The 21,990-nt window shown below is 50.8% G+C and carries 20 protein-coding genes and 1 riboswitch; of the genes, 13 read left to right on the top strand and 7 right to left on the bottom strand.

Going from position 1 to position 21,990, the window contains the following annotated elements; all coding sequences use genetic code 11:
- Positions 1 to 38: 38 nt before the first annotated feature.
- The gene (gene mlrA, locus FDX19_RS07960) at positions 39 to 770 is read right to left on the bottom strand and encodes an HTH-type transcriptional regulator MlrA (protein WP_048211186.1); all 732 of its coding nucleotides are present in this window, start codon (positions 768 to 770) and stop codon (positions 39 to 41) included.
- 225 nt (positions 771 to 995) lie between these two features.
- Here mlrA and FDX19_RS07965 point away from each other — a divergent pair, with 225 nt between their 5' ends.
- The 3 genes from FDX19_RS07965 to FDX19_RS07975 are packed head-to-tail and all read left to right on the top strand — an operon-like array spanning position 996 to position 3,914.
- On the top strand, positions 996 to 2,681 hold the full coding sequence (locus FDX19_RS07965; RefSeq protein WP_137382303.1) for a sensor histidine kinase: 1,686 nt from the start codon (positions 996 to 998) through the stop codon (positions 2,679 to 2,681).
- Complete coding sequence (btsR, locus tag FDX19_RS07970) at positions 2,678 to 3,397, top strand: two-component system response regulator BtsR (RefSeq protein ID WP_005129174.1); 720 nt, start codon at positions 2,678 to 2,680, stop codon at positions 3,395 to 3,397. Before FDX19_RS07965 ends, btsR begins: the two co-directional genes overlap by 4 nt.
- Positions 3,398 to 3,443: 46 nt before the next feature.
- Positions 3,444 to 3,914, top strand: coding sequence for a DUF1456 family protein (locus FDX19_RS07975; RefSeq protein ID WP_137382304.1), 471 nt, complete (start codon positions 3,444 to 3,446; stop codon positions 3,912 to 3,914).
- A 114-nt stretch (positions 3,915 to 4,028) separates the two neighbouring features.
- Here the strand turns inward: FDX19_RS07975 and metG are convergent, their stop codons facing one another.
- Positions 4,029 to 6,062, bottom strand: coding sequence for a methionine--tRNA ligase (gene metG / locus FDX19_RS07980; protein WP_137382305.1), 2,034 nt, complete (start codon positions 6,060 to 6,062; stop codon positions 4,029 to 4,031).
- A 164-nt stretch (positions 6,063 to 6,226) separates the two neighbouring features.
- On the opposite strand from metG, the gene apbC reads away from it, so the two are divergent.
- The 6 genes from apbC to FDX19_RS08010 all read left to right on the top strand — a co-directional run bounded on the left by apbC (position 6,227) and on the right by FDX19_RS08010 (position 12,914).
- Positions 6,227 to 7,336: an iron-sulfur cluster carrier protein ApbC gene (apbC, locus tag FDX19_RS07985; RefSeq protein ID WP_040230634.1), complete on the top strand. Its 1,110-nt coding sequence runs from the start codon at positions 6,227 to 6,229 to the stop codon at positions 7,334 to 7,336.
- Between the two features lie 276 nt (positions 7,337 to 7,612).
- Positions 7,613 to 7,894, top strand: coding sequence for a DUF2574 family protein (locus FDX19_RS07990; RefSeq protein ID WP_137382306.1), 282 nt, complete (start codon positions 7,613 to 7,615; stop codon positions 7,892 to 7,894).
- A 277-nt stretch (positions 7,895 to 8,171) separates the two neighbouring features.
- On the top strand, positions 8,172 to 8,717 hold the full coding sequence (locus FDX19_RS07995) for a fimbrial protein (RefSeq protein ID WP_137382307.1): 546 nt from the start codon (positions 8,172 to 8,174) through the stop codon (positions 8,715 to 8,717).
- A 47-nt stretch (positions 8,718 to 8,764) separates the two neighbouring features.
- The gene (locus FDX19_RS08000) at positions 8,765 to 9,448 is read left to right on the top strand and encodes a fimbria/pilus periplasmic chaperone (RefSeq protein WP_137382308.1); all 684 of its coding nucleotides are present in this window, start codon (positions 8,765 to 8,767) and stop codon (positions 9,446 to 9,448) included.
- Positions 9,449 to 9,460: 12 nt separating this feature from the next.
- Positions 9,461 to 11,941: a fimbrial biogenesis outer membrane usher protein gene (locus FDX19_RS08005; RefSeq protein WP_137382309.1), complete on the top strand. Its 2,481-nt coding sequence runs from the start codon at positions 9,461 to 9,463 to the stop codon at positions 11,939 to 11,941.
- Between the two features lie 10 nt (positions 11,942 to 11,951).
- Positions 11,952 to 12,914, top strand: coding sequence for a fimbrial protein (locus tag FDX19_RS08010; RefSeq protein ID WP_137382310.1), 963 nt, complete (start codon positions 11,952 to 11,954; stop codon positions 12,912 to 12,914).
- A gap of 45 nt (positions 12,915 to 12,959) precedes the next feature.
- On the opposite strand, the gene FDX19_RS08015 is transcribed toward FDX19_RS08010, so the two are convergent.
- Positions 12,960 to 13,292: an RcnB family protein gene (locus FDX19_RS08015; RefSeq protein ID WP_137382311.1), complete on the bottom strand. Its 333-nt coding sequence runs from the start codon at positions 13,290 to 13,292 to the stop codon at positions 12,960 to 12,962.
- A 235-nt stretch (positions 13,293 to 13,527) separates the two neighbouring features.
- A riboswitch (TPP riboswitch) is annotated at positions 13,528 to 13,623 on the top strand.
- A gap of 31 nt (positions 13,624 to 13,654) precedes the next feature.
- On the opposite strand from FDX19_RS08015, the gene thiM reads away from it, so the two are divergent.
- From thiM to FDX19_RS08030, 3 genes are read left to right on the top strand one after another with little or no spacing between them, the layout of a single operon-like run.
- The gene (thiM, locus tag FDX19_RS08020) at positions 13,655 to 14,443 is read left to right on the top strand and encodes a hydroxyethylthiazole kinase (RefSeq protein WP_137382312.1); all 789 of its coding nucleotides are present in this window, start codon (positions 13,655 to 13,657) and stop codon (positions 14,441 to 14,443) included.
- Positions 14,440 to 15,240 (top strand): bifunctional hydroxymethylpyrimidine kinase/phosphomethylpyrimidine kinase, encoded by an 801-nt coding sequence (thiD, locus tag FDX19_RS08025; RefSeq protein WP_137382313.1) that lies wholly within the window; start codon positions 14,440 to 14,442, stop codon positions 15,238 to 15,240. Before thiM ends, thiD begins: the two co-directional genes overlap by 4 nt.
- Before the next feature lie 51 nt (positions 15,241 to 15,291).
- The gene (locus FDX19_RS08030; RefSeq protein ID WP_137382314.1) at positions 15,292 to 16,038 is read left to right on the top strand and encodes a GntR family transcriptional regulator; all 747 of its coding nucleotides are present in this window, start codon (positions 15,292 to 15,294) and stop codon (positions 16,036 to 16,038) included.
- Here FDX19_RS08030 and FDX19_RS08035 read toward each other — a convergent pair.
- From FDX19_RS08035 to FDX19_RS08045, 3 genes are read right to left on the bottom strand one after another with little or no spacing between them, the layout of a single operon-like run.
- Positions 16,012 to 16,977, bottom strand: a complete 966-nt coding sequence (locus tag FDX19_RS08035; protein WP_137382315.1) for a PfkB family carbohydrate kinase — start codon at positions 16,975 to 16,977, stop codon at positions 16,012 to 16,014. The genes FDX19_RS08030 and FDX19_RS08035 overlap by 27 nt on opposite strands.
- Positions 16,974 to 17,978 carry an ADP-ribosylglycohydrolase family protein gene (locus tag FDX19_RS08040; RefSeq protein ID WP_137382316.1) on the bottom strand — a complete coding sequence of 335 codons (1,005 nt, stop codon included), beginning with the start codon at positions 17,976 to 17,978 and terminating at the stop codon, positions 16,974 to 16,976. The genes FDX19_RS08035 and FDX19_RS08040 overlap by 4 nt, the downstream gene beginning before the upstream one ends.
- A complete protein-coding gene (locus FDX19_RS08045; RefSeq protein WP_137382317.1) occupies positions 17,975 to 19,252 on the bottom strand; it encodes a nucleoside permease in 1,278 nt (425 codons plus the stop codon). The genes FDX19_RS08040 and FDX19_RS08045 overlap by 4 nt, the downstream gene beginning before the upstream one ends.
- A 252-nt stretch (positions 19,253 to 19,504) precedes the next feature.
- Here FDX19_RS08045 and fbaB point away from each other — a divergent pair, with 252 nt between their 5' ends.
- Positions 19,505 to 20,557, top strand: a complete 1,053-nt coding sequence (gene fbaB / locus FDX19_RS08050; protein WP_137382318.1) for a class I fructose-bisphosphate aldolase — start codon at positions 19,505 to 19,507, stop codon at positions 20,555 to 20,557.
- 21 nt (positions 20,558 to 20,578) lie between these two features.
- Here the strand turns inward: fbaB and yegS are convergent, their stop codons facing one another.
- Positions 20,579 to 21,478: a lipid kinase YegS gene (gene yegS, locus FDX19_RS08055; protein ID WP_137382319.1), complete on the bottom strand. Its 900-nt coding sequence runs from the start codon at positions 21,476 to 21,478 to the stop codon at positions 20,579 to 20,581.
- Between the last annotated feature and the right edge of the window lie 512 nt (positions 21,479 to 21,990).

A 21,990-nucleotide genomic window follows, 5' to 3' on the forward strand; every position in this document is an offset into this window, starting at 1 on the left:
TGTGAATATAAGGATTGTACACGTTTGTTAATAAAATATTAAATACCGAGTGGATAAATATCGTGACCTAACGCGCGCCACTCATCCAGTTGCTGGTGTTGTGCAGGGGTTTGGTTCTCTCCGCACCAGACGAGCAGGGTGCGCCCTTCAAACAGCTCGGGCCGTAGCTGATTGAGCGAGTGGGCCAGTACATCAACACGCCATCCTTGCTGGCTGGCGACCCAACCTTCCAGCCATAAGCGGGTGGTATCGTGGATATTCCAGCCGACCACCAGGGCATCTTTACCCTGTTTTTTACGCGCCGAGGCAAGGCAAATCGCAATATAATTGATGAGTACACCGTCAAGGATCCCCAATAGCGCCTGGAGAATGGGCTGCTGACATTGCAGACGTCGGCGTAAGGGAATGAACAAATGTGTATTGAGCGTTTGCGCAGGGTAATCCTGACCACGCTCTTTGATCCACAACCTGAGGCTGTGCAAATTGTTACTTTGCAAATAACTCAATAGCGTTTCTTGTTGCTCACGCCAGCCGTTATGCACATCAATGTTCTCATTGCTGAGTAACATTTTAACTTTACTGACCTGAACGCCATTATTTATCCAGCGTTTTATCTCACGGATCCTGTCAATGTCCGCATCGTTAAACAGGCGATGCCCCCCGTCTGTACGCTGAGGTTTTAGTAATCCGTAACGTCTCTGCCATGCACGTAAAGTGACAGGGTTGATATCACAAAGCAAAGCCACTTCACCTATCGTGTAAAGCGCCATCGTTGTCTCACTCTTGCTCGCGAGGTCCCAGTTTTACTTTAGACGCTCTTTTGCGAACCAGGTAGTTTTGTCTGTTTTTTGATCAGAAGAAGGGTGAGATTGTCGTCATTCTCGCGCTTTCGAGTGATCGTTCTCACAAATTCCTGTTTTTTTGCAACAGTTCAAAGAAAGTTACGCGCAGCCCATGTATGTTACGCGCTTTTAAGAAATGTGTGGTTGGCGGGTATGTACGAGTTTAATCTGGTGTTGCTGCTGCTTCAGCAGATGTGCGTGTTTCTCGTTATCGCGTGGCTAATGAGCAAGACGCGCCTGTTTATCCCGCTGATGCAGGTCACTATCCGACTGCCGCACAAACTTCTGTGCTACGTCACCTTCTCCATCTTTTGCATTATGGGCACCTACTTTGGGCTGCATATTGAAGACTCCATTGCGAATACTCGCGCCATCGGCGCGGTGATGGGCGGTCTGCTTGGCGGTCCTGTTGTTGGGGGACTGGTTGGCCTGACCGGCGGTCTTCATCGCTATTCGATGGGGGGCATGACGGCGCTCAGTTGCATGATTTCGACCATCGTGGAAGGCCTGCTTGGGGGACTGGTACACAGTGTCCTTACCCGACGCGGTCGTACTGATAAAGTGTTTAGTCCGCTGACGGCGGGCGCGATTACCTTTGTCGCCGAACTGGTGCAGATGCTGATCATTTTGCTGATTGCACGTCCCTTTGAGGATGCCTTGCACCTGGTCAGTAACATTGCCGCGCCGATGATGGTGACCAATACCGTTGGCGCTGCGTTGTTTATGCGCATTCTGCTCGACAAACGCGCGATGTTTGAAAAATACACATCGGCGTTTTCTGCCACTGCGCTAAAAGTTGCCGCCTCGACGGAGGGGATTCTGCGACAGGGATTTAACGAGGTTAACAGCATGAAGGTTGCTCAGGTGCTGTATGAAGAGCTGGATATCGGTGCGGTGGCGATTACTGACCGCGAGAAGTTACTGGCGTTTACCGGCATTGGTGATGACCACCACCTGCCAGGCAAGCCCATATCCTCTTCATATACCCAACGGGCGATTGAAACCGGAGAAGTCGTGTATGCCGACGGTAACGAAGTGCCTTATCGCTGTTCTCTGCATCCGCAATGCAAATTAGGGTCGACGTTGGTTATCCCTTTGCGTGGTGAAAACCAGCGGGTGATGGGGACGATTAAACTGTATGAAGCCAAAAACCGTCTCTTTAGCTCAATTAACCGCACGCTGGGGGAAGGGATCGCTCAGTTGCTTTCCGCGCAAATCCTGGCGGGCCAATACGAGCGACAAAAAGCGATGCTGACGCAGTCAGAAATCAAACTTCTGCACGCTCAGGTTAATCCCCATTTTCTGTTCAACGCGTTGAACACGATCAAAGCCGTGATCCGTCGTGACAGCGAACAGGCCAGCCAACTGGTGCAATATCTCTCGACTTTCTTTCGTAAGAATTTAAAACGCCCGTCGGAAATTGTGACGCTGGCTGATGAAATCGAACACGTAAATGCCTATCTACAAATTGAAAAGGCACGATTCCAGTCCCGTCTGCAGGTGACCTTAACGGTCCCGGAAGCGCTTGCGCATCAGCAATTGCCTGCGTTTACGCTGCAACCGATAGTCGAGAATGCGATTAAGCATGGCACTTCCCAGCTACTTGATACCGGAGAAGTCTCTATCACTGCGCGTCAGGAAGGGCAGTATCTGATGCTGGATATTGAAGATAATGCCGGACTGTATCAGCCCACGACAGAGTCCAGCGGGCTTGGAATGAGTCTGGTGGACAAACGCCTGCGGGAACGGTTTGGCGATGATTTTGGCATCAGCGTAGCCTGTGAGCCTGACCTCTTTACCCGAATTACTTTACGACTTCCCCTGGAGGAACTGGCATGATCAAAGTGCTGATTGTCGATGATGAGCCGTTAGCGCGGGAGAACCTGCGGATCCTGTTACAGGAGCAAAGCGACATCGAGATAGTCGGAGAGTGTTCGAATGCGGTAGAGGCCATTGGCGCAGTACATAAGCTGCGCCCGGATGTGCTGTTCCTCGATATTCAGATGCCGCGTATCAGCGGGCTGGAAATGGTGGGTATGCTGGATCCCGAGCATCGCCCGTATATCGTTTTTCTCACCGCTTTTGATGAATATGCAGTGAAAGCCTTTGAAGAGCATGCCTTTGATTACCTGCTTAAGCCGATTGAAGAAACGCGGCTGGAGAAAACGCTGATCCGTTTACGTCAGGAGCGCACGAAGCAGGATGTGTCGTTACTGCCGGAACATCAGCAGGCGCTTAAATTCATTCCCTGTAGCGGTCATAGCCGAATTTATCTGCTGCAAATGGATGATGTGGCGTTTGTCAGCAGTCGTATGAGTGGCGTTTATGTGACCAGTAGCGATGGCAAAGAAGGATTTACCGAGCTGACGCTCAGAACGCTGGAGAGCCGTACTCCGCTGCTACGCTGCCACCGACAATACCTGGTCAACATGGCCCATTTGCAGGAGATCCGTCTGGAAGATAACGGTCAGGCTGAGCTGATTTTACGTAACGGACTGACTGTCCCAGTGAGCCGTCGTTACCTCAAAAGTCTAAAAGAGGCGATTGGCCTGTAAAACTGGTACACTGCGCGCCATTGCATCACCGACAGTTGAAGGCTCTATGCTAAGTAACGATATTCTTCGTAGCCTGCGCTACACCCTGAAAGCGAACAATAACGATATGGTGCGCATTCTTGCGCTTGCTGAGATGGAAGCCACCTCGGCAGGTTTCGACACCTGGATGACAAAAGAGGATGAAGACGGCTTTGTTCGCTGCCCGGATATCATCCTCTCCGGTTTTCTGAACGGTCTTATCTACCATTTGCGTGGCAAAGATGATTCTGCGCCGGAGCTGGCGATTGAACGTCGTGTTAACAACAATACGGTACTGAAAAAACTGCGTATTGCGTTTTCACTGAAAACCGATGATATTCTGGCCATCATGACCGAACAGAAATTTCGCGTATCGATGCCGGAAATTACTGCGATGATGCGTGCACCGGATCATAAGAACTACCGTGAGTGTGGCGATCAATTTTTGCGCTATTTCTTACGAGGTTTAACTGCGCGGGTACATAAAGCGAAGTCGTGATTGTTGTCCAGCGGCGCTGTGCTTGCAGGACCTACGGGATTTGAAGGCCGGGTAAGGCGAAGCCGCCAGCCGGAAAAAAGCAAAGAAAGCCGGAGATTATCTCCGGCTTTTTTGTTATTTCACCTGCTGACCAGGTTTAGCTCCGTCATCCGGGCTTAACAGGAAGATGTCTTTTCCGCCAGGGCCTGCTGCCATCACCATCCCTTCAGAGATACCGAAGCGCATCTTACGTGGAGCCAGGTTCGCCACCATAATGGTCTGGCGGCCAATCAGGGCTTGCGGGTCCGGGTAGGCGGAGCGAATACCGGAGAAGACGTTACGCTTCTCACCACCGAGATCCAACGTCAGACGCAGCAGTTTGTCGGAACCTTCCACGAACTCGGCGTTTTCAATCAGCGCCACGCGCAGATCAACTTTGGCGAAATCGTCAAAGGTGATGGTGTCCTGGATAGGGTCATCCGCCAGCGGGCCGGTCACCGGAGCGGCTGCGGCTTTCACCTCTTCTTTCGACGCTTCCACCAGTGCTTCCACCTGTTTCATGTCGATACGGTTGTAGAGCGCCTTAAAGGTGTTGACCTTGTGACCGAGCAGCGGTTGCTCAATGGCATCCCAGCTCAGTTCGCTGTTCAGGAAAGCTTCCACACGTTCAGCAAGCGTTGGCAGAACCGGTTTCAGGTAAGTCATCAGCACGCGGAACAGGTTGATACCCATGGAGCAGATCGCCTGCAGGTCGGCGTCACGGCCTTCCTGTTTCGCCACTACCCATGGTGCCTGTTCGTCAACATAGCGGTTCGCCACGTCGGCCAGCGCCATAATTTCGCGGATTGCTTTACCGAATTCGCGGCTTTCCCACGCTTCGCCAATGACTGCAGCTGCGTCGGTAAAGGTTTTGTACAGTGCCGGATCGGCCAGTTCGGCGGCCAGAATGCCGTCAAAGCGTTTCGCAATAAATCCTGCGTTACGCGAAGCCAGGTTCACTACTTTGTTGACGATATCGGCGTTAACACGCTGAACAAAATCTTCCAGGTTCAGGTCGATATCATCAATGCGCGAAGAGAGCTTCGCGGTGTAGTAGTAGCGCAGGCTGTCGGCATCGAAGTGCTTCAGCCAGGTGCTGGCTTTAATGAAGGTACCGCGAGATTTGGACATCTTCGCGCCGTTCACCGTCACATAACCGTGTACAAACAGGTTGGTCGGTTTGCGGAAGTTGCTGCCTTCCAGCATGGCAGGCCAGAACAGGCTGTGGAAGTAGACGATATCTTTACCGATGAAGTGATACAGCTCAGCATCGGAGTCTTTCTTCCAGTACTCATCAAAGCTGGTGGTGTCACCACGCTTATCGCACAGGTTTTTGAACGAGCCCATATAGCCAATTGGCGCGTCCAGCCAGACATAGAAGTACTTGCCAGGCGCATTCGGGATTTCAAAACCGAAGTACGGGGAATCGCGGGAAATATCCCACTGTTGCAGGCCGGATTCGAACCATTCCTGCATTTTGTTGGCGACCTGCTCCTGTAACGCGCCGCTGCGCGTCCACGCCTGCAACATTTCGCTGAATGACGGCAGATCAAAGAAGAAGTGCTCGGAGTCACGCATTACCGGTGTGGCACCGGAAACGACGGATTTCGGCTCGATAAGTTCGGTCGGGCTGTAGGTTGCGCCGCAGACTTCACAGTTATCGCCGTATTGATCCGGAGACTTACATTTCGGGCAGGTGCCTTTAACGAAACGGTCCGGCAGGAACATGCCTTTTTCCGGATCGTAAAGCTGGGAGATTGTACGGTTCTTAATAAAACCGTTCTCCTTCAGGCGCGTATAAATCAGCTCAGACAGCTCACGGTTCTCTTCGCTGTGCGTGGAGTGGTAGTTGTCATAGCTGATATCAAAACCCGCAAAATCAGTCTGATGCTCCTGACTCATTTCACCGATCATCTGCTCTGGCGTGATCCCAAGCTGCTGTGCTTTCAGCATGATTGGCGTACCGTGTGCGTCGTCCGCGCAGATGAAGTTAACCTGGTGGCCGCGCATTCGCTGGTAACGGACCCAGACATCAGCCTGGATGTGCTCCAGCATATGGCCGAGGTGGATTGAGCCGTTGGCGTACGGCAGCGCGCACGTTACCAGAATTTTCTTCGCGACTTGAGTCATAGTGGGCAATTACTTCTTTTGTAGTGAAAAGGGCTTTGATAGTACCAAAATGGTAATTACTGCGCCAAGCGATAAGGGCATTTATCCGTAAATGAATAATTGTTGCGGTTGGAGTAAACTACCTGGTGACTATTGTATATTCAGAACAACAAAAAGGAGTCGGGATGAACGCACAATCCCAGGCCAAATCACCAGAGACCCTGCGCGCCATGGTCGCCGGGACGCTGGCGAATTTTCAGCATTCAACCCTGAAGCATAATCTGACGACGCTTAAAGCGTTGCATCATGTCGCCTGGATGGACGACACGTTGCACGTTGAGCTGGTCATGCCATTCGTCTGGCACAGCGCGTTTGAGGCATTAAAAGAGCAATGCAGTGCCGATTTACTGCGTATTACCGGTGCTAAAGCCATTGACTGGAAGCTGTCGCATAACATTGCGACGCTGAAGCGTGTGAAAAACCAGCCGGGTATTAATGGTGTGAAAAACATCATTGCCGTGAGTTCCGGCAAAGGTGGTGTGGGTAAATCCTCCACTGCGGTGAACCTGGCACTGGCGCTGGCAGCCGAAGGCGCGAAAGTAGGTATTCTGGACGCCGACATTTATGGTCCGTCCATTCCGACCATGCTCGGTGCGGAAAATCAGCGTCCAACCTCGCCAGATGGCACCCATATGGCGCCGATTATGTCTCATGGCCTGGCAACCAATTCCATTGGATATCTGGTAACCGATGACAATGCGATGGTGTGGCGTGGACCAATGGCCAGCAAGGCGTTGTTACAAATGCTGCAAGAGACCTTATGGCCGGATCTTGATTATCTGGTACTGGATATGCCGCCAGGCACCGGTGACATCCAGCTGACGCTGGCGCAGAACATTCCGGTAACGGGCGCGGTTGTTGTCACTACGCCGCAGGACATTGCGCTGATCGATGCGAAAAAAGGCATCGTGATGTTCGAAAAAGTGGAAGTACCGGTGCTGGGCATTGTTGAAAATATGAGCATGCATATTTGCAGCAACTGCGGTCATCATGAACCGATTTTCGGCACGGGTGGCGCACAAAAGCTGGCTGAGCAATATCACACCCAACTGCTGGGACAGATGCCGCTGCATATTTCCTTGCGTGAAGATCTCGACCGCGGTATGCCGACGGTTATCAGTCGTCCTGACAGTGAATTCACCGCGATTTACCGCGATCTGGCCGGCCGTGTCGCCGCCCAGCTCTACTGGCAGGGAGAGGTTATTCCAGGGGAAATTGCCTTCCGCGCGGTGTAATTTTTTCTGATGCGAAAGGTGTTGTACATATTCACCGTATTAATGATATATTGATACGGTGAATATATTGAGTGAACAAACTGCCCGATATTATTCATCATGCCACTATAATCCGTGTCCTTTTCCGAATAATTCCTCTTAATGCATCATTCAAATTGATCATACCAATCTCATCAATCTACAATTTCAATTGGTTTTAGCAGGGAAGTTATCTCATAATTCAACGGACAAGCAGCTTGCATGCTGTTTCTGACCCATTACAGGAATAATGAACACATGAAAATTAGTTTATTCTTGGGAATTATCACACTGGCTTATGGAATTAGCACGTCTGCTTTTGCTTCTGATACCGCGACCTTGACCATTACCGGCAAGATAGTTGAACCCACCTGTAGCACTGATGTCGTGGATAGTACTGTGCAACAGCGGTGTGGTCAGACTGTGCATAGTGCAGATATCAACAATGTGATGACTGCTCCAGCACAAGGCGTTGTGACCCATATCGTCGCTGTTCCTGGGGATTCTTCGAGACAGATAGTATTAAATCGCTACGATTAAAAAAGCGTACTGCATAGCAGGCCCCCATCATTTTAATGAGAGATGGGGGCTTTTTTTTGGCCTGAATAATGATATCTAACGATTAATTACGTTAATTTATTAAAGTCGATAATAATATCTATGATATTCATTTGTTGCAATTATATTGCTATTTGTAACTTGTTTTAAATCAAAAAAACAACATGTTTACATTGCGGTAACGTTTGTGCTGTGCGAATTTAATTTCAAGGGCCGACCCCTGGTAATAAATAGAAATTACTTTATTAAGGAAGATATTATGAAACGCTCAATTATTTCTGCTGCTGTACTGTCTGCTGTGTTTATGAGTGCCGGGGCTTTTGCTGCTGGGGAAGAAGGGACGTTAATTATTAATGGAGAAGTTACAGGGTCCTCTTGCTATTTTGATGGCGGCAAAGATTCTGAAACTCTTCAATTGAAAACCGTTGATGCGTCACTTTTCGCTAATAAGACTGTGGGGGAGGAGGTTGAAGGCAATGCCACGAAAACAACAAATATGAAAATAATTTGCCCTGGGAGCACACAATTAAAAAGTATAAACATCACAAATGTAACTTTTGGCGATAACGGCATTATTATACCAACAGATGGGGCGGATACTAACGTTGGTTTTAAACTTAAAATGGACGGTAAGCATATTGATAACACCGGTGTTGTTGATATTGCATCTTTAAATAAGACGCTGACGAGTAGCGGTGAGATCTATGATTTGAATTTTGATGCTGACTATTCTCGATTGAATTTAGATCCGGTTAAAAATGGTCAACTTAGCGCCACAGTCATTTTTTCTGTTTCGGCTGAATAAATTATTTTGCCGGTAATTATTACCGGCATTATTTTGGATGGCACAGTATGAAACGAATATTTATCTCAATGCTCGCGATATACTCTTTTTCTGGGCATGCTGGAGTCGTGATCTATGGCACTCGTGTTATTTACCCAGCAGAAAAGAAAGAAGTCCTGGTACAATTGATGAACCAGGGTGAACGCTCTGCACTGGTACAGTCATGGATTGATGATGGTGACAGCTCATTGCCACCGGAAAAAATTCACGTACCATTTATGCTGACTCCTCCGGTGGCTAAGATAGCTGCGGACTCTGGTCAGCAGTTGAAAATTAAAAAAATGCCGAGTATGTTGCCAAATAACAAAGAAAGTTTGTTTTATCTTAATGTACTGGATATTCCGCCGAACAATCCTGACAGTACCGGTAAAAATGTACTCAAATTCGCCATGCAAAATCGGATTAAACTATTCTATCGACCTAAAGGTATAGCGGCCGTTAATAAAAATACTTTCCATAAACTGTCGTTAACACGCAGTGGTAATGGTTATTCTATTAGAAATGATGCTGCTAACTGGGTTACGGTGACAGAAGTTAAAGCTAATAATGTCAAAATCAACAATGAAAGTATTATGCTTGCTCCGCTCTCCAGTGAAAAAGTGGCATTAAAGAATAGCAACGCCAGTCAGTATAAATTGACCATTATTGATGATCACGGCAATTATATTAGCGATAACGTCAGCCTAAAATAACAGGAGCTGATTATGTTAAGGATGACTCCGCTTGCTTCGGCAATACTGCTGTTGTTGGTTGGCATTGACGCCCAGGCCGCAGAAGAGACGTTTGACACCCACTTTATGATGGGCGGTATGAAAGGCGAAAAGGTCTCAAATTTTCGCCTCGATGATAATCAACCACTGCCAGGCCAATATGATATTGATATCTACGTCAATAAGCAGTGGCGTGGTAAATATGAAATAACCGTTAAGGATAATCCGGATGACACTTGTTTATCCCGTGACGCATTAACGCGTCTGGGGATAAATGTACAGGCGTTAGACAAGCTGAATGAATGCCCAACCTTGAAGCAGGCGGTGCAAGGGGGCAGTTATGCCTGGAATATCGGCACGTTTCGCCTGGATCTCAGCGTTCCGCAGGCGTTTGTCGACGAACTCGAGCAAGGGTATGTTCCTCCTGAGAACTGGGATCGCGGCGTCAATGCCTTCTATACCTCGTACTATGCCAGCCAGTATTACAGCGACTATAAGGATTCTGGTAACAGTAAAAGTACCTATGCTCGTTTTACCAGTGGGTTAAATCTGCTGGGCTGGCAGTTGCATTCCGATGCCAGCTATAACAAAACTGATGACAGCAGCGGTGAATGGAAAAGTAATACCCTGTATCTGGAACGTGGCATCCCGCAAATTCTGGGCACGCTGCGTGCCGGGGATATGTATACCTCATCAGATATTTTTGATGCGGTACGTTTTCGGGGCGTACGGTTGTATCGTGATATGCAGATGCTGCCGAACTCAAAGCAGAATTTTACGCCGCTGGTTCAGGGGATTGCGCAAAGCAACGCGCTGGTCACCATCGAACAGAACGGCTTTGTCGTTTATCAGAAAGAAGTCCCGCCAGGCCCGTTCTCCATTGCCGATTTACAGCTTGCTGGCGGCGGCGCGGATCTTGACGTTAGCATTAAAGAGGCTGACGGATCGGTAACAACCTATCTGGTGCCCTATGCTGCGGTGCCCAATATGTTGCAACCCGGCGTGTCAAAATATGATTTTGCCGCTGGACGTAGCCATATCGAAGGCGCCAGTAATCAGACCGACTTTGCACAAATGAGCTACCAATACGGGCTGAATAATCTGTTAACGCTGTATGGCGGCACCATGCTGGCAGATAACTACAATGCGTTTACGCTTGGTACTGGCTGGAATACGCGTATCGGTGCGATTTCCGTCGATGCGACACAATCGCACAGCAAACAGGATAATGGCGATGTGTTTGACGGGCAAAGTTACCAGATTGCTTATAACAAGTATTTGACGCAAACCGCCACGCGTTTTGGCCTGGCGGCGTATCGCTACTCATCACGGGATTATCGCACGTTTAACGATCATGTCTGGGCAAACAATAAGAACAACTATCATCGCGATGAAAATGATGTGTATGACATCGCGGATTATTACCAGAATGATTTTGGTCGTAAAAACAGCTTTTCGGCTAACGTCAGCCAGTCCTTGCCTCAAGGCTGGGGCTCGGTATCACTGAGCACGCTGTGGCGTGATTACTGGGGGCGGAGCGGTAACAGTAAAGACTATCAGGTGAGTTATTCCAATAGCTGGCAACGGATTAGCTATACCTTTTCCGCCAGCCAGACTTACGATGAAGATCATCATGAAGATAAACGTTTTAACGTCTTTATCTCTATTCCGTTTGACTGGGGTGATGATATTAGCAGTCCACGCAGACATTTGTATGTATCTAACTCAACGACCTTTGATGACGATGGCTTTGCATCCAACAATACCGGGCTTTCCGGCACCGCAGGCAGTCGCGATCAGTTTAACTATGGGGTGAATCTCAGTCATCAACGGCAGGGTAGCGAAACAACGGCAGGCGGCAATCTGACGTGGAATGCGCCAGTTGCGACGCTTAATGGCAGCTACAGCCAGTCGTCTAAATATACACAAACTGGCGGCAGTATTTCCGGGGGGCTGGTGGCCTGGTCTGGGGGCGTGAATTTAGCCAATCGGCTATCAGAAACGTTTGCCGTGATGCATGCGCCGGGTCTGGAAGGGGCATATGTGAATGGGCAGAAATACCGTACCACCAACCGCAATGGCGTGGTGGTCTACGACGGCTTAACGCCTTATCGTGAAAACCACCTGACGTTGGATGTGTCTAATGCCAAGAGTGAAACCGACCTGCAAGGTAATCGCCGTAGCGCAGCGCCGTACCGGGGAGCGGTTGTGCTGGCAACGTTTGATACCGACCAACGTAAACCCTGGTATATCCGGGCGCAGCGCCCTGATGGTTCACCACTGACGTTTGGTTACGAAATCGAAGATAGCCACGGGCACAATATCGGCGTGGTAGGCCAGGGGAGTCAGCTCTTTATTCGCACCAATGAAGTGCCATCAGAGATAAAAGTGGCGGTCAATAAACAACAGGGACTTTCATGCTCAATCACTTTCGGCAAAACGATTGATGAAAGTAAAGTTTATATTTGTCGGTGAGGTGTGAATAGTGAAAAATCTACTCTTTATGTTTTTGTTATTTGTTTCATTTGTAGCACAAAGTGCCTGCAGGATTGATGGCGATGGTAAAAATAGTGATACCATCACTTTGGATGCCACATTTGATTTGAGCAATAAGTTACTCTCTGTTTCTCAGGAACAGAATCTGGCATTTACAAAAAATTTTTCTTGCGTATTGTCTAACGATAAAATGTATTTTACTGATAACATTTCTGGCAATATATATTCCTTAGGCGCGAGTAGTGGTTTGAAATTTTCTATAAAAGGAACATCCACAAGTTTTCCTGTGAATGTTGGCAGTGGAGACAAAAACGTCAGCACTATAAACAAGCCAATCACTCTCGGTTTTGATTATATAAAAAATGGAGGGGGAGCGGTGAAGATCTTTGAAAACAATTCGTTTATAATAGATAAAGCTTTTACTGTATCCTCTCAACAATGTTTTAAGCTTTTTGGCGGGTGTATATGGGGGAGTGATGCCAGCCAGTTTTATGTGAATTTAAATGTCACTGTCATTAATAAGAAAACGACGTGTGAGTTTGTTTCTCCATCTTATGAAATAAACATGGAGAATATTACAGCTCAGGAGTTAATATCCGGTGAAAAGAAAAGAAGTTCTCTTACCAATATAGAACTTGCATGTGATGGCGTTCATAACATCGCCAGTAATCCAGTGGTGGTTAAGCTTTCATCCGGCGACTGGGATGCTGAAGGAGAAAAATTAGTTAACTCCATACAAAATGGTAGTAAAAATGTCGGGTTTAAAATTTTTAATGGATCAGGCACGACAAGTTTAAGTAAAGGGGATTCATTGTTAACTGTTGCTAAATTATCTGCTATAAGCGATAAATATATCTTTCCGTTATCAGCCGAATATACATTGATGAACAATGAAAGACCGACCCCTGGTTTGGTTTCCAGTAAAGTTATTTTAAGTGTTGATTATCAGTAAGTGGACTGGAACACGCACTCCCTCATAAGAACGAGTGCGTTTTTTTCACCGGTGATAAAAAATCTCGCCGTCGTAGGCTTTAATGATCTTAGCATCAGCATCATTGACCAGCACGTACGCGCCGCCCATGTAGGTCCAGTGGGTGCCTGCCGTCGGTGCGGGCAGGTTGCGCAGATTCCACTGCTTAATGGTGTATTCTTCGGTGAGATACAGTGGTGGAACCTTGTCACCGGGCTTGAAATGGGTAAAGTCGGCAATGAAACTGCTCAACTCATATTTATCAATACCTGTGGGGGCTGCTGTTGCAGCCGGCGCGGCCCAGACCGCACTGCTTGCGAGCAGTAGTGCACCCAGCAACATTTTCTTCTTCATACCCATCCTCTCTACCTGTTCGGGTCATCAAAATTAGCCCTGTATGATTCCTGGCTAACAGGACATCTGACAAGCACTATTTTGTGATCACGCCAGTCATTTCGTAAAAAGTGTAAATGAAAGTACAGAAATCCGGCAACCGTGAACCAGCTGTTTCACCGCCAAAGCCTGTTCCGCACCAATTTACATCGTTAATCGCAGGCAGTATCCTGTTGCCGAAACCTGAATATCATATTTGTGTTTCAACGACTCGGGGTGCCCTTCTGGTGAAGGCTGAGAAATACCCGTACCACCTGATCTGGATAATGCCAGCGTAGGGAAGTCTGACACTGCTCGTGTCCCTTCTTCACGTGGGCAGGAGTTGAACCATGCAGCCTGACCTGCACAGCCGTACCCTTGCGGCTCACACCTTACAGCAATTTAGAACGCTTTCCCCACTGACACACTGTATGACTAATGACGTTGTGCAGAGTTTTACCGCCAATACGCTACTGGCTTTGGGGGCATCCCCCGCGATGGTGATTGAACCAGAGGAAGCCAGCCAGTTTGCTGCTATTGCCCAGGCGCTGCTCATTAATGTTGGGACACTGACTCAGGCGCGAGCAACGGCAATGCGTGCCGCCGTTGAGCAGGCGCAGCAGGCGAAAACCCCCTGGACGCTGGATCCTGTTGCCGTTGGCGCACTGGATTTTCGTCGTCGCTTTTGTCTGGACATACTTGCGCTGCGCCCGGCTGCGATTCGTGGCAACGCGTCAGAAATACTCGCCCTGGCTGGAATGAATGCCGGTGGGCGTGGGGTGGATACCACCGACACAGCATTGGCTGCGATTCCGGCAGCACAAACGCTGGCACGCCAGGTTGGAACCATTGTTGCGGTTACCGGGGAAGTAGATTACGTCACGGATGGTCAGCGGACGGTGGGTATTCATGGTGGCGATCCGCTGATGACACGGGTCGTGGGCACCGGATGCGCACTGTCAGCGGTAGTCGCCGCCAGTTGCGCACTGCCCGGTGACCGGCTTGATAACGTCGCTTCCGCCTGTAGCTGGATGAAACAGGCCGGACAACGCGCCACGCAACAATCGACCGGACCGGGCAGTTTTGTCCCGGCATTTCTCGACGCCCTCTATAATATGAACCCCCAGGAGCACGCATGAAACGGATTAACGCCTTAACCATTGCCGGAACCGATCCGAGCGGTGGCGCAGGGATTCAGGCCGACTTAAAAACTTTTTCAGCACTCGGCGCTTATGGCTGTTCAGTCATCACGGCACTGGTGGCGCAAAATACGCGCGGAGTACAGTCGGTATACCGGATTGAACCCGATTTTGTGGCGGCGCAACTGGACTCGGTACTCAGCGATGTGCGCATCGATACCACCAAAATCGGCATGCTGGCAGAAACCGACATTGTTGAAGCCGTTGCCGAACGTTTACAGCGTCACCGGGTACAAAACGTCGTACTGGATACGGTAATGCTGGCAAAAAGCGGCGATCCGCTGTTGTCTTCCTCTGCCGTTGAAACGCTGCGTACCCGTCTGTTACCGCAAGTGTCGATTATTACCCCTAATCTGCCGGAGGCGGCGGCGCTGCTCGGGGCATCGCATGCCCGAACGGAGCAGGAAATGTTAGAACAGGGGCGTGCGCTGCGTGCGCTGGGCTGTGAGGCGGTGTTAATGAAAGGGGGGCATCTGGATGATGCGCAAAGCCCTGACTGGCTCTTTACCCGTGATGGCGAACAGCGTTTCACCGCGCCAAGGGTGGTGACCAAAAATACGCACGGAACGGGTTGTACGCTGTCGGCAGCGCTGGCGGCACTGCGTCCGCGTCATACTAACTGGGCTGATACGGTACAGGAGGCCAAGCTGTGGCTCTCTGCGGCGCTGGCGCAGGCGGATACGCTGGAAGTGGGTGAGGGGATTGGTCCGGTGCATCACTTCCACGCGTGGTGGTGATGAGCAGAAATGGTATACTGGCTGCAGAAACGGCTGCCAGGAAAAAGATAAATGGAACAAGCGCATACCCAGCTTATCGCGCAACTGAATGAACGTATTTCAGCGGCGGACAACACGCCGCTGTATATAAAATTCGCTCAAACGGTTAAGAACGCTGTGCGCAGTGGGATCCTGGAGCATGGTAATATCCTGCCTGGCGAGCGTGACCTCAGCCAGTTGACCGGCGTTTCACGCATTACGGTGCGAAAAGCGATGCAGGCGCTGGAAGAAGAGGGGGTGGTGACGCGTGCGCGTGGTTACGGGACGCAAATTAATAACATCTTTGAGTATTCGCTCAAGGAAGCGCGCGGTTTTTCACAACAGGTGGTATTACGCGGTAAAAAGCCAGATACGCTGTGGGTGAATAAACGCGTGGTGTCCTGCCCGGAAGAGGTGGCTCAGCAGTTGACCATTGCTGTCGGCAGTGAGGTCTTCTTGCTCAAGCGCATTCGCTATGTTGATGAAGATGCTGTGTCTATTGAAGAATCATGGGTACCCGCCCATCTTATCCATGACGTGGATGCCATTGGCGTTTCCCTGTACGACTATTTCCGCAGCCAGCATATCTTTCCACAGCGCACACGCTCACGCGTTAGCGCGCGGATGCCGGACGCCGAGTTTCAGTCACATATCCAGATGGACAGCAAAGTGCCGGTACTGGTGATCAAGCAGGTAGCGCTTGATCAGCAGCAACGGCCTATTGAATACAGTATCAGTTACTGTCGAAGCGACCTATACGTCTTTGTGTGCGAGGAGTAACGCCTCGCGTGAGGGGGCGCAGTCGCCACCGCGGTGACCCACCACCCAGGATGCTACTGCATTGCCAAGCAGGACGGCATCGCCCAGCGACCAACCGGATGCCAGCCCAGCCAGCATACCGCCTGCGTGACTGTCTCCTGCACCGATGGTATCAACGACCGTGGTCGCAAATGCCGGTACGCAACCGGATGTCTGAGCGCTGAAATACCACGCGCCGTCTTTATCGTGACGTACCACTACCGGCGCGGCGAAACGTTGTACCCATTCGGCGCCAAAACCTTCCACATCCTGACTCAATGCAAACCTCCCGGCGGCAATTTCCGCCTCCTGACGATTAAGTGACACCAGCGGACGGCAGGCCATGATCCGCGCCATCAGGACATCGGGAATATCACCAATTCGTGGGCCAAAATCGATAAACGGCGTCACCTCTTCCAGACCTTCCAGCCATTGCACCAGCAATTCACCACAGGGCGAGGCCAGCTGGTAGCCGGAAAGGTAGACGTAACTCTCGTGCGGGATATTCAGCTGTGCCAGCCAGTCAGCATTCCACTGATTTTCGACGCCGCTAAAGGACATAAAAGTGCGTTCACCGTCCGGCTCGACCAATGCCAGACACCAGCCGTTATCGCCCTCTGCATTGTCGATCAGGCTGCGCAATCCTTCTTTCGCCATACGGTTGCGGATAATGTCGGCCCACACGCCCTGACCCAGCGGTAGGGCATTACTGGCCTCGATGCCCAGACGCTTTAGGGCGACGGCAATGTTGAGCGCACAACCGCCCACGTTCACGCCCTGTTGCTTAAGCTCAATATCACAGCCGCGCCAGGGAAGAGCATACGCATCGGCAATCACATCAATAACCGCCGCACCGACTACCGTTACTGGTCGCTGGCTGTGCAACTGTGGGAGAAGCGTTTGCAGACGCGTAGCACTCATAGCGCCTCCCGTTGCTCGCGCAGCCGCACTAACGCACTGGCATAGCGGGTGAAATCGAGCTTATTCACCGCATCCAGTTCCTGTTTTAACGTCGGATTAATCGCGCTTACGCCGTGTAACGCGCCACAAATAGCGGTTGCCATTGCCCCGATGGTGTCAGTGTCGCCGCCGAGGTTCGCACACAGTACGGCACAGCGGTTAGGATCGGTTTGTGCCAGTTCGACCATCGCGATGGCGCAGGGCACGGATTCGATGGTGCTGGTCCCGGCACCAATCACCAGATACAGCTGCTCGCTGGCAGATTCCGCACCGTTGGCCTCGCGAACGATTTTCAATGCCAGTTCAAGGCGGGCGGCAAGCGATGCGCTAAACGTAGTGATCCGTTTTTGCTGAGCGTGGAGAGCAATCGCGGGAAGCACGCCGACAATCTCAGACCATGTCCTTCCGTCGATAGCACGAGACACCGCCCAGGCGATGACCACCGCGCCCGCAATTGCTAAATCAGACTTATGTGTCGGGCTGGAGGCCAGCGTGATGTCGTCAATAAACGCATCAAGATTGCCTGTCGGTAGCAGGCATCCCAACGGCGACACGCGCATAGCCGCCCCATTGGTGACACCGTTGTTTTCCAGCTCAGCAACGGGCTTACCGTCGCGGATGGCGTTGAGCGCAATCTTTGAGGTGGGACCCAGCACGTTTTTATTGAAAGCATCAAAACGTTCAGCCCAGGCGAGGATATTGCGACCAATAACGTCCGGCACAATCTCTCCGTTGCACTCGATCAGGGCATCTGCCAGACACAGCGCCATGGACGTGTCATCAGTGAACTCCGCCTGGTTGAAATAGCAGGCGGCATTATTTTCCGCAGGACCGGGCAAAAAACGGTCGATCCAACCGAAGTGAGCTTTTACCCGGGTTCGTGGCCACAGTTCCGACGGCATACCCATCGCATCCCCTAACGCCTGCCCATAAAGAGCACCGAGAACACGTTCTGCTTTCATTTAACTTCCCCTTGTTGCAATGCGATATCGCGGTCGTCCACCTTAATAGCGGTGATTTCTTTGTCTGACTCGCGAAAGAAAATCATAAACAGCACGGCGATAACGGCGATCATGATCGCGCCAAATCCCCACATGCCAGCCCAGTTAAAGGTGAGGCCATTAACCGGCTCTTTATAAGCAAACATTTTCTCCATCATCACCCCACCCAGGCGGTAGCCGAGCAGGCTGCCGAATCCCTGACAACAGAGCGTGATTAACCCCTGCGCAGCGGTGCGCATGTGCACCGGCGCTTTTTTATCGACATAGATGTAGGCCGTAACGTAGTAGAAATCGTAGCTAACGCCATGTAGCAGAATGCCGAGAAATAGCAGGGCGTAGGTGAAATATTCTTCCGCGCCGCCGTAAACAAAAAATCCGTAGCGGATCGCGGCAGTGATAAGACCAAGCAATAATACCTTTTTAATGCCAAAGCGTTTGGTGAAGAACGGCAGTGCCAGCATAAAGAAAATTTCAGAGAACTGACCCAGCGTCATCCAGCCGGTCGCATTTTTCATCCCAACTTCTGTCAGGTAGCCGTTGGCGAAGATGTAATAGAACGCCAGCGGCATGGCGAACAGAAAAGAGCAGAAGAAAAAGACCAGGAAGTTCTTATCACGCAGCAGGATCAGCGCATCCAGACCCAGCATGACTTTGAAATCCATCTTGCCGGTACTTTTCGGCGGCGTATCCGGCAAGAAGAAGGCGAAAATCCCCAGCAGCGCGGAGCTCCCGGCAGTGATCAGTAACGGGATATTGGTGGGTGAGATATCGCTGTAGCCCAGCATTTGCGGTAAGAATCCACAAGCCAGGCCGGATGCGATCCAGCCGATCGTGCCCATTACGCGAATGCGTGGAAAATCACGCTCGACATCCGGGACGTTGGCGAAGGCGATACTGTTGGTTAGTGCAATCGTCGGCATATAGGTGAGTGAATACGCCAGCAATAGCGGAAAGAATCCGCCGAACGTCGTCTGCTGCGCGGCAAAATACATCAAAATCGCGCCGACAAACATCAGCACTGCCAGTACTTTTTGCGCAGAGAAAAAGCGGTCAGTGATCGAACCGACGAAGATCGGTGAGAGGATCGCGGCAATGGCGGTACAGGCATAAGACCAGCCAATTTCACCGGCAGTAAAGCCGCTTTTACTCAGCCAGAGCCAAAGCGGCACAAACCAGGCGCCCCAGATAAACCACTCCACAAACATCATGAACGACAGCTTAACTGTAGTTTTCATCTTTAAATCCTTCATGACAGGTAAGGTACGGCTGGATAGTACCATTTGATAATACCTTTTAAATACCTTTATGGTCTAAATTTGACCGCTGTATCATTTTTTGATGCCTGAATCGAGCCAGCGGAAATCGCTGAAAAGTGCGCTAAAGATGGAAAAAATACGCAGTCAGTACCAGGCTTATTGCTGCCCGCAACCAGGCGGGTCAGGACAATCCACTTCCGAGATCAAATCGGAACTTACGGGAGCATAGCTATGACTGATATTGCGCAGTTGCTTGGCAAAGATGCCGACAACCTTTTACAGCATCGTTGTATGACCATTCCTTCTGACCAACTTTACCTGCCAGGACATGATTACGTCGACCGCGTGATGGTTGACAATAACCGTCCACCTGCCGTGCTGCGTAATATGCAGACGCTGTACAACACCGGACGGCTCGCCGGTACCGGTTATTTGTCGATTCTGCCTGTAGACCAGGGTGTGGAACATTCTGCTGGGGCATCGTTTGCCGCAAACCCGCTGTATTTTGATCCCAAAAATATTGTTGAGCTGGCGATTGAAGCGGGCTGCAACTGCGTCGCGTCAACCTATGGCGTGCTGGCGTCTGTTTCGCGTCGTTATGCGCATCGCATTCCATTCCTGGTGAAAATTAACCATAACGAAACGCTCAGCTACCCGAATACCTTTGACCAGACGCTGTATGCCAGCGTGGAGCAAGCGTTCAATATGGGCGCGGTCGCAGTGGGGGCTACCATTTATTTCGGTTCAGAGGAGTCGCGCCGCCAGATTGAAGAGATCTCTGCGGCCTTTGAGCGCGCCCACGAGTTGGGCATGGTAACGGTCCTGTGGGCCTATTTGCGTAACTCCGCGTTTAAGAAAGACGGTGTGGATTATCATGTTTCGGCTGATTTGACTGGGCAGGCAAACCATCTGGCGGCGACTATCGGCGCGGATATCGTTAAACAAAAAATGGCCGAGAATAACGGCGGGTATAAAGCGGTTAACTTCGGCTACACCGACGACCGTGTCTATAGTAAGCTGACCAGTGATAGCCCGATTGACCTGGTGCGTTATCAACTGGCGAACTGCTATATGGGACGCGCCGGACTCATTAACTCCGGTGGTGCGGCCGGCGGAGAAACCGATCTCAGCGATGCGGTGCGTACCGCGGTGATTAACAAGCGTGCCGGTGGTATGGGGTTAATTCTTGGACGTAAAGCGTTCAAGAAAACCATGGCTGACGGCGTGAAGCTGATTAACGCCGTGCAGGATGTTTATCTGGATAACAAAGTCACGATTGCCTGATGTCTGTAGAGTGCCGTCGGATTAGCGCAATAATGGGCAACCCGGTGGTAATCGGCAGCGCAGGGCTGCGGGCAGGATCTCAACATGAAACTCTTGCCCGCTAAGCGGTTCACCATCCAGATTGAAGGTAATTTCATGTGGCGCACGGATATCAAACCATGATGATGCGCCATCAATGATATTCGGATTGTCTTCGGACTGAGTTATCGCCGACAGGAGTGCCGGAATCAGCTCCTCACCGGTAAAGATTCGCAGTTGCAGCAGACCGTCGTTAATGAGTGCTGTCGGGCAAAGTTGCTGTCCGCCACCGGCCTGACGCCCGTTGCCAATACCAATCACCAGCGCATCCCCCTGCCAGTGAAAGTTTTCGCCGCGAATTTCGCAACTGTCTGGCTTCAGCGTATCCATGCGCATTAACCCGTGAATAAAGTACGACACACCGCCCAGGGCGGCTTTGAGTTTCTCCGGTGTTTCGCTGGTGATCCGCGTACCGAACCCTCCGGTCGCCATATTGATAAAGCAGGTTTTATCGTTGACCTGCGCCATATCAATCGCTACCGGGTTCCCGGCAATAGCCAGCTTTAATGCCTTGTCCAGCGCTTCAGGAATGCCAACGCTGGTAGCAAAATCATTTGCCGTTCCCAATGGCAAAATCCCGAGTGCCGGAACATTCTCCCCCTGGCAGTGGATCAGCGCTGTGGATACTTCGTTGATGGTACCGTCACCACCGCCGGCAATCACCGTTGCCACGCCCAACCGGAGCGCTTCATCAACGTAACGTTGCGCATCGCCTTTTTCCCAGGTCACGCGAACATGGATTTCGACACTCTCATTGCGCAGTTGAGCAATAGCGTCACGCAGGGGAAGGTTATCAGCACTTTTTCCATTCAGGATCAGTAAGCTGGCCGGGAATGCTATCATCCTGTTGCCTCACTTTTATCGTTTTAACTAGTGTATGTCAGGAATGCGTTTATGGCGTAGGAACTGACTGAAAGCGAAGACTCATCGACGGGTTCTGAGAGCGGTTGATAGTCTGTATGGGTCATATGCGAAAAAAAAGCCCGTACTTGCGTACGAGCTCTTTCTCGAATATGGCGGTGAGGGGGGGATTGACTCGCTTCGCTCGCCCCTTTGGGGCAGCCCGTTCGCGATGCTCCCGGTCTGTCCAGCTGGCAACGCCAGCAGTCGAACCCCGGTCGGGGCTTCTCATCCCCCCGGAGGTGTGCAATATGCGAAAAAAAAGCCCGTACTTGCGTACGAGCTCTTTCTCGAATATGGCGGTGAGGGGGGGATTGACTCGCTTTGCTCGCCCCTACGGGGCAGCCCGTTCGCGATGCTCCCGGTCTGTCCAGCTGGCAACGCCAGCAGTCGAACCCCGGTCGGGGCTTCTCATCCCCCCGGAGGTGTGCAATATGCGAAAAAAAAGCCCGTAC

It is taken from the genome of Citrobacter sp. wls619 (assembly GCF_005281345.1).
Classification (GTDB): domain Bacteria; phylum Pseudomonadota; class Gammaproteobacteria; order Enterobacterales; family Enterobacteriaceae; genus Citrobacter.

Excerpts from the sequence above, each read along its gene's own strand:
- mlrA (WP_048211186.1), bottom strand. The coding sequence starts at position 770 with ATGGCGCTTTACACGATAGGTGAAGTGGCTTTGCTTTGTGATATCAAC.
- FDX19_RS07965 (WP_137382303.1), top strand. The coding sequence starts at position 996 with ATGTACGAGTTTAATCTGGTGTTGCTGCTGCTTCAGCAGATGTGCGTG.
- btsR (WP_005129174.1), top strand. The coding sequence starts at position 2,678 with ATGATCAAAGTGCTGATTGTCGATGATGAGCCGTTAGCGCGGGAGAAC.
- FDX19_RS07975 (WP_137382304.1), top strand. The coding sequence starts at position 3,444 with ATGCTAAGTAACGATATTCTTCGTAGCCTGCGCTACACCCTGAAAGCG.
- metG (WP_137382305.1), bottom strand. The coding sequence starts at position 6,062 with ATGACTCAAGTCGCGAAGAAAATTCTGGTAACGTGCGCGCTGCCGTAC.
- apbC (WP_040230634.1), top strand. The coding sequence starts at position 6,227 with ATGAACGCACAATCCCAGGCCAAATCACCAGAGACCCTGCGCGCCATG.
- FDX19_RS07990 (WP_137382306.1), top strand. The coding sequence starts at position 7,613 with ATGAAAATTAGTTTATTCTTGGGAATTATCACACTGGCTTATGGAATT.
- FDX19_RS07995 (WP_137382307.1), top strand. The coding sequence starts at position 8,172 with ATGAAACGCTCAATTATTTCTGCTGCTGTACTGTCTGCTGTGTTTATG.
- FDX19_RS08000 (WP_137382308.1), top strand. The coding sequence starts at position 8,765 with ATGAAACGAATATTTATCTCAATGCTCGCGATATACTCTTTTTCTGGG.
- FDX19_RS08005 (WP_137382309.1), top strand. The coding sequence starts at position 9,461 with ATGTTAAGGATGACTCCGCTTGCTTCGGCAATACTGCTGTTGTTGGTT.
- FDX19_RS08015 (WP_137382311.1), bottom strand. The coding sequence starts at position 13,292 with ATGGGTATGAAGAAGAAAATGTTGCTGGGTGCACTACTGCTCGCAAGC.
- thiM (WP_137382312.1), top strand. The coding sequence starts at position 13,655 with ATGCAGCCTGACCTGCACAGCCGTACCCTTGCGGCTCACACCTTACAG.
- thiD (WP_137382313.1), top strand. The coding sequence starts at position 14,440 with ATGAAACGGATTAACGCCTTAACCATTGCCGGAACCGATCCGAGCGGT.
- FDX19_RS08030 (WP_137382314.1), top strand. The coding sequence starts at position 15,292 with ATGGAACAAGCGCATACCCAGCTTATCGCGCAACTGAATGAACGTATT.
- FDX19_RS08035 (WP_137382315.1), bottom strand. The coding sequence starts at position 16,977 with ATGAGTGCTACGCGTCTGCAAACGCTTCTCCCACAGTTGCACAGCCAG.
- FDX19_RS08040 (WP_137382316.1), bottom strand. The coding sequence starts at position 17,978 with ATGAAAGCAGAACGTGTTCTCGGTGCTCTTTATGGGCAGGCGTTAGGG.
- FDX19_RS08045 (WP_137382317.1), bottom strand. The coding sequence starts at position 19,252 with ATGAAAACTACAGTTAAGCTGTCGTTCATGATGTTTGTGGAGTGGTTT.
- fbaB (WP_137382318.1), top strand. The coding sequence starts at position 19,505 with ATGACTGATATTGCGCAGTTGCTTGGCAAAGATGCCGACAACCTTTTA.
- yegS (WP_137382319.1), bottom strand. The coding sequence starts at position 21,478 with ATGATAGCATTCCCGGCCAGCTTACTGATCCTGAATGGAAAAAGTGCT.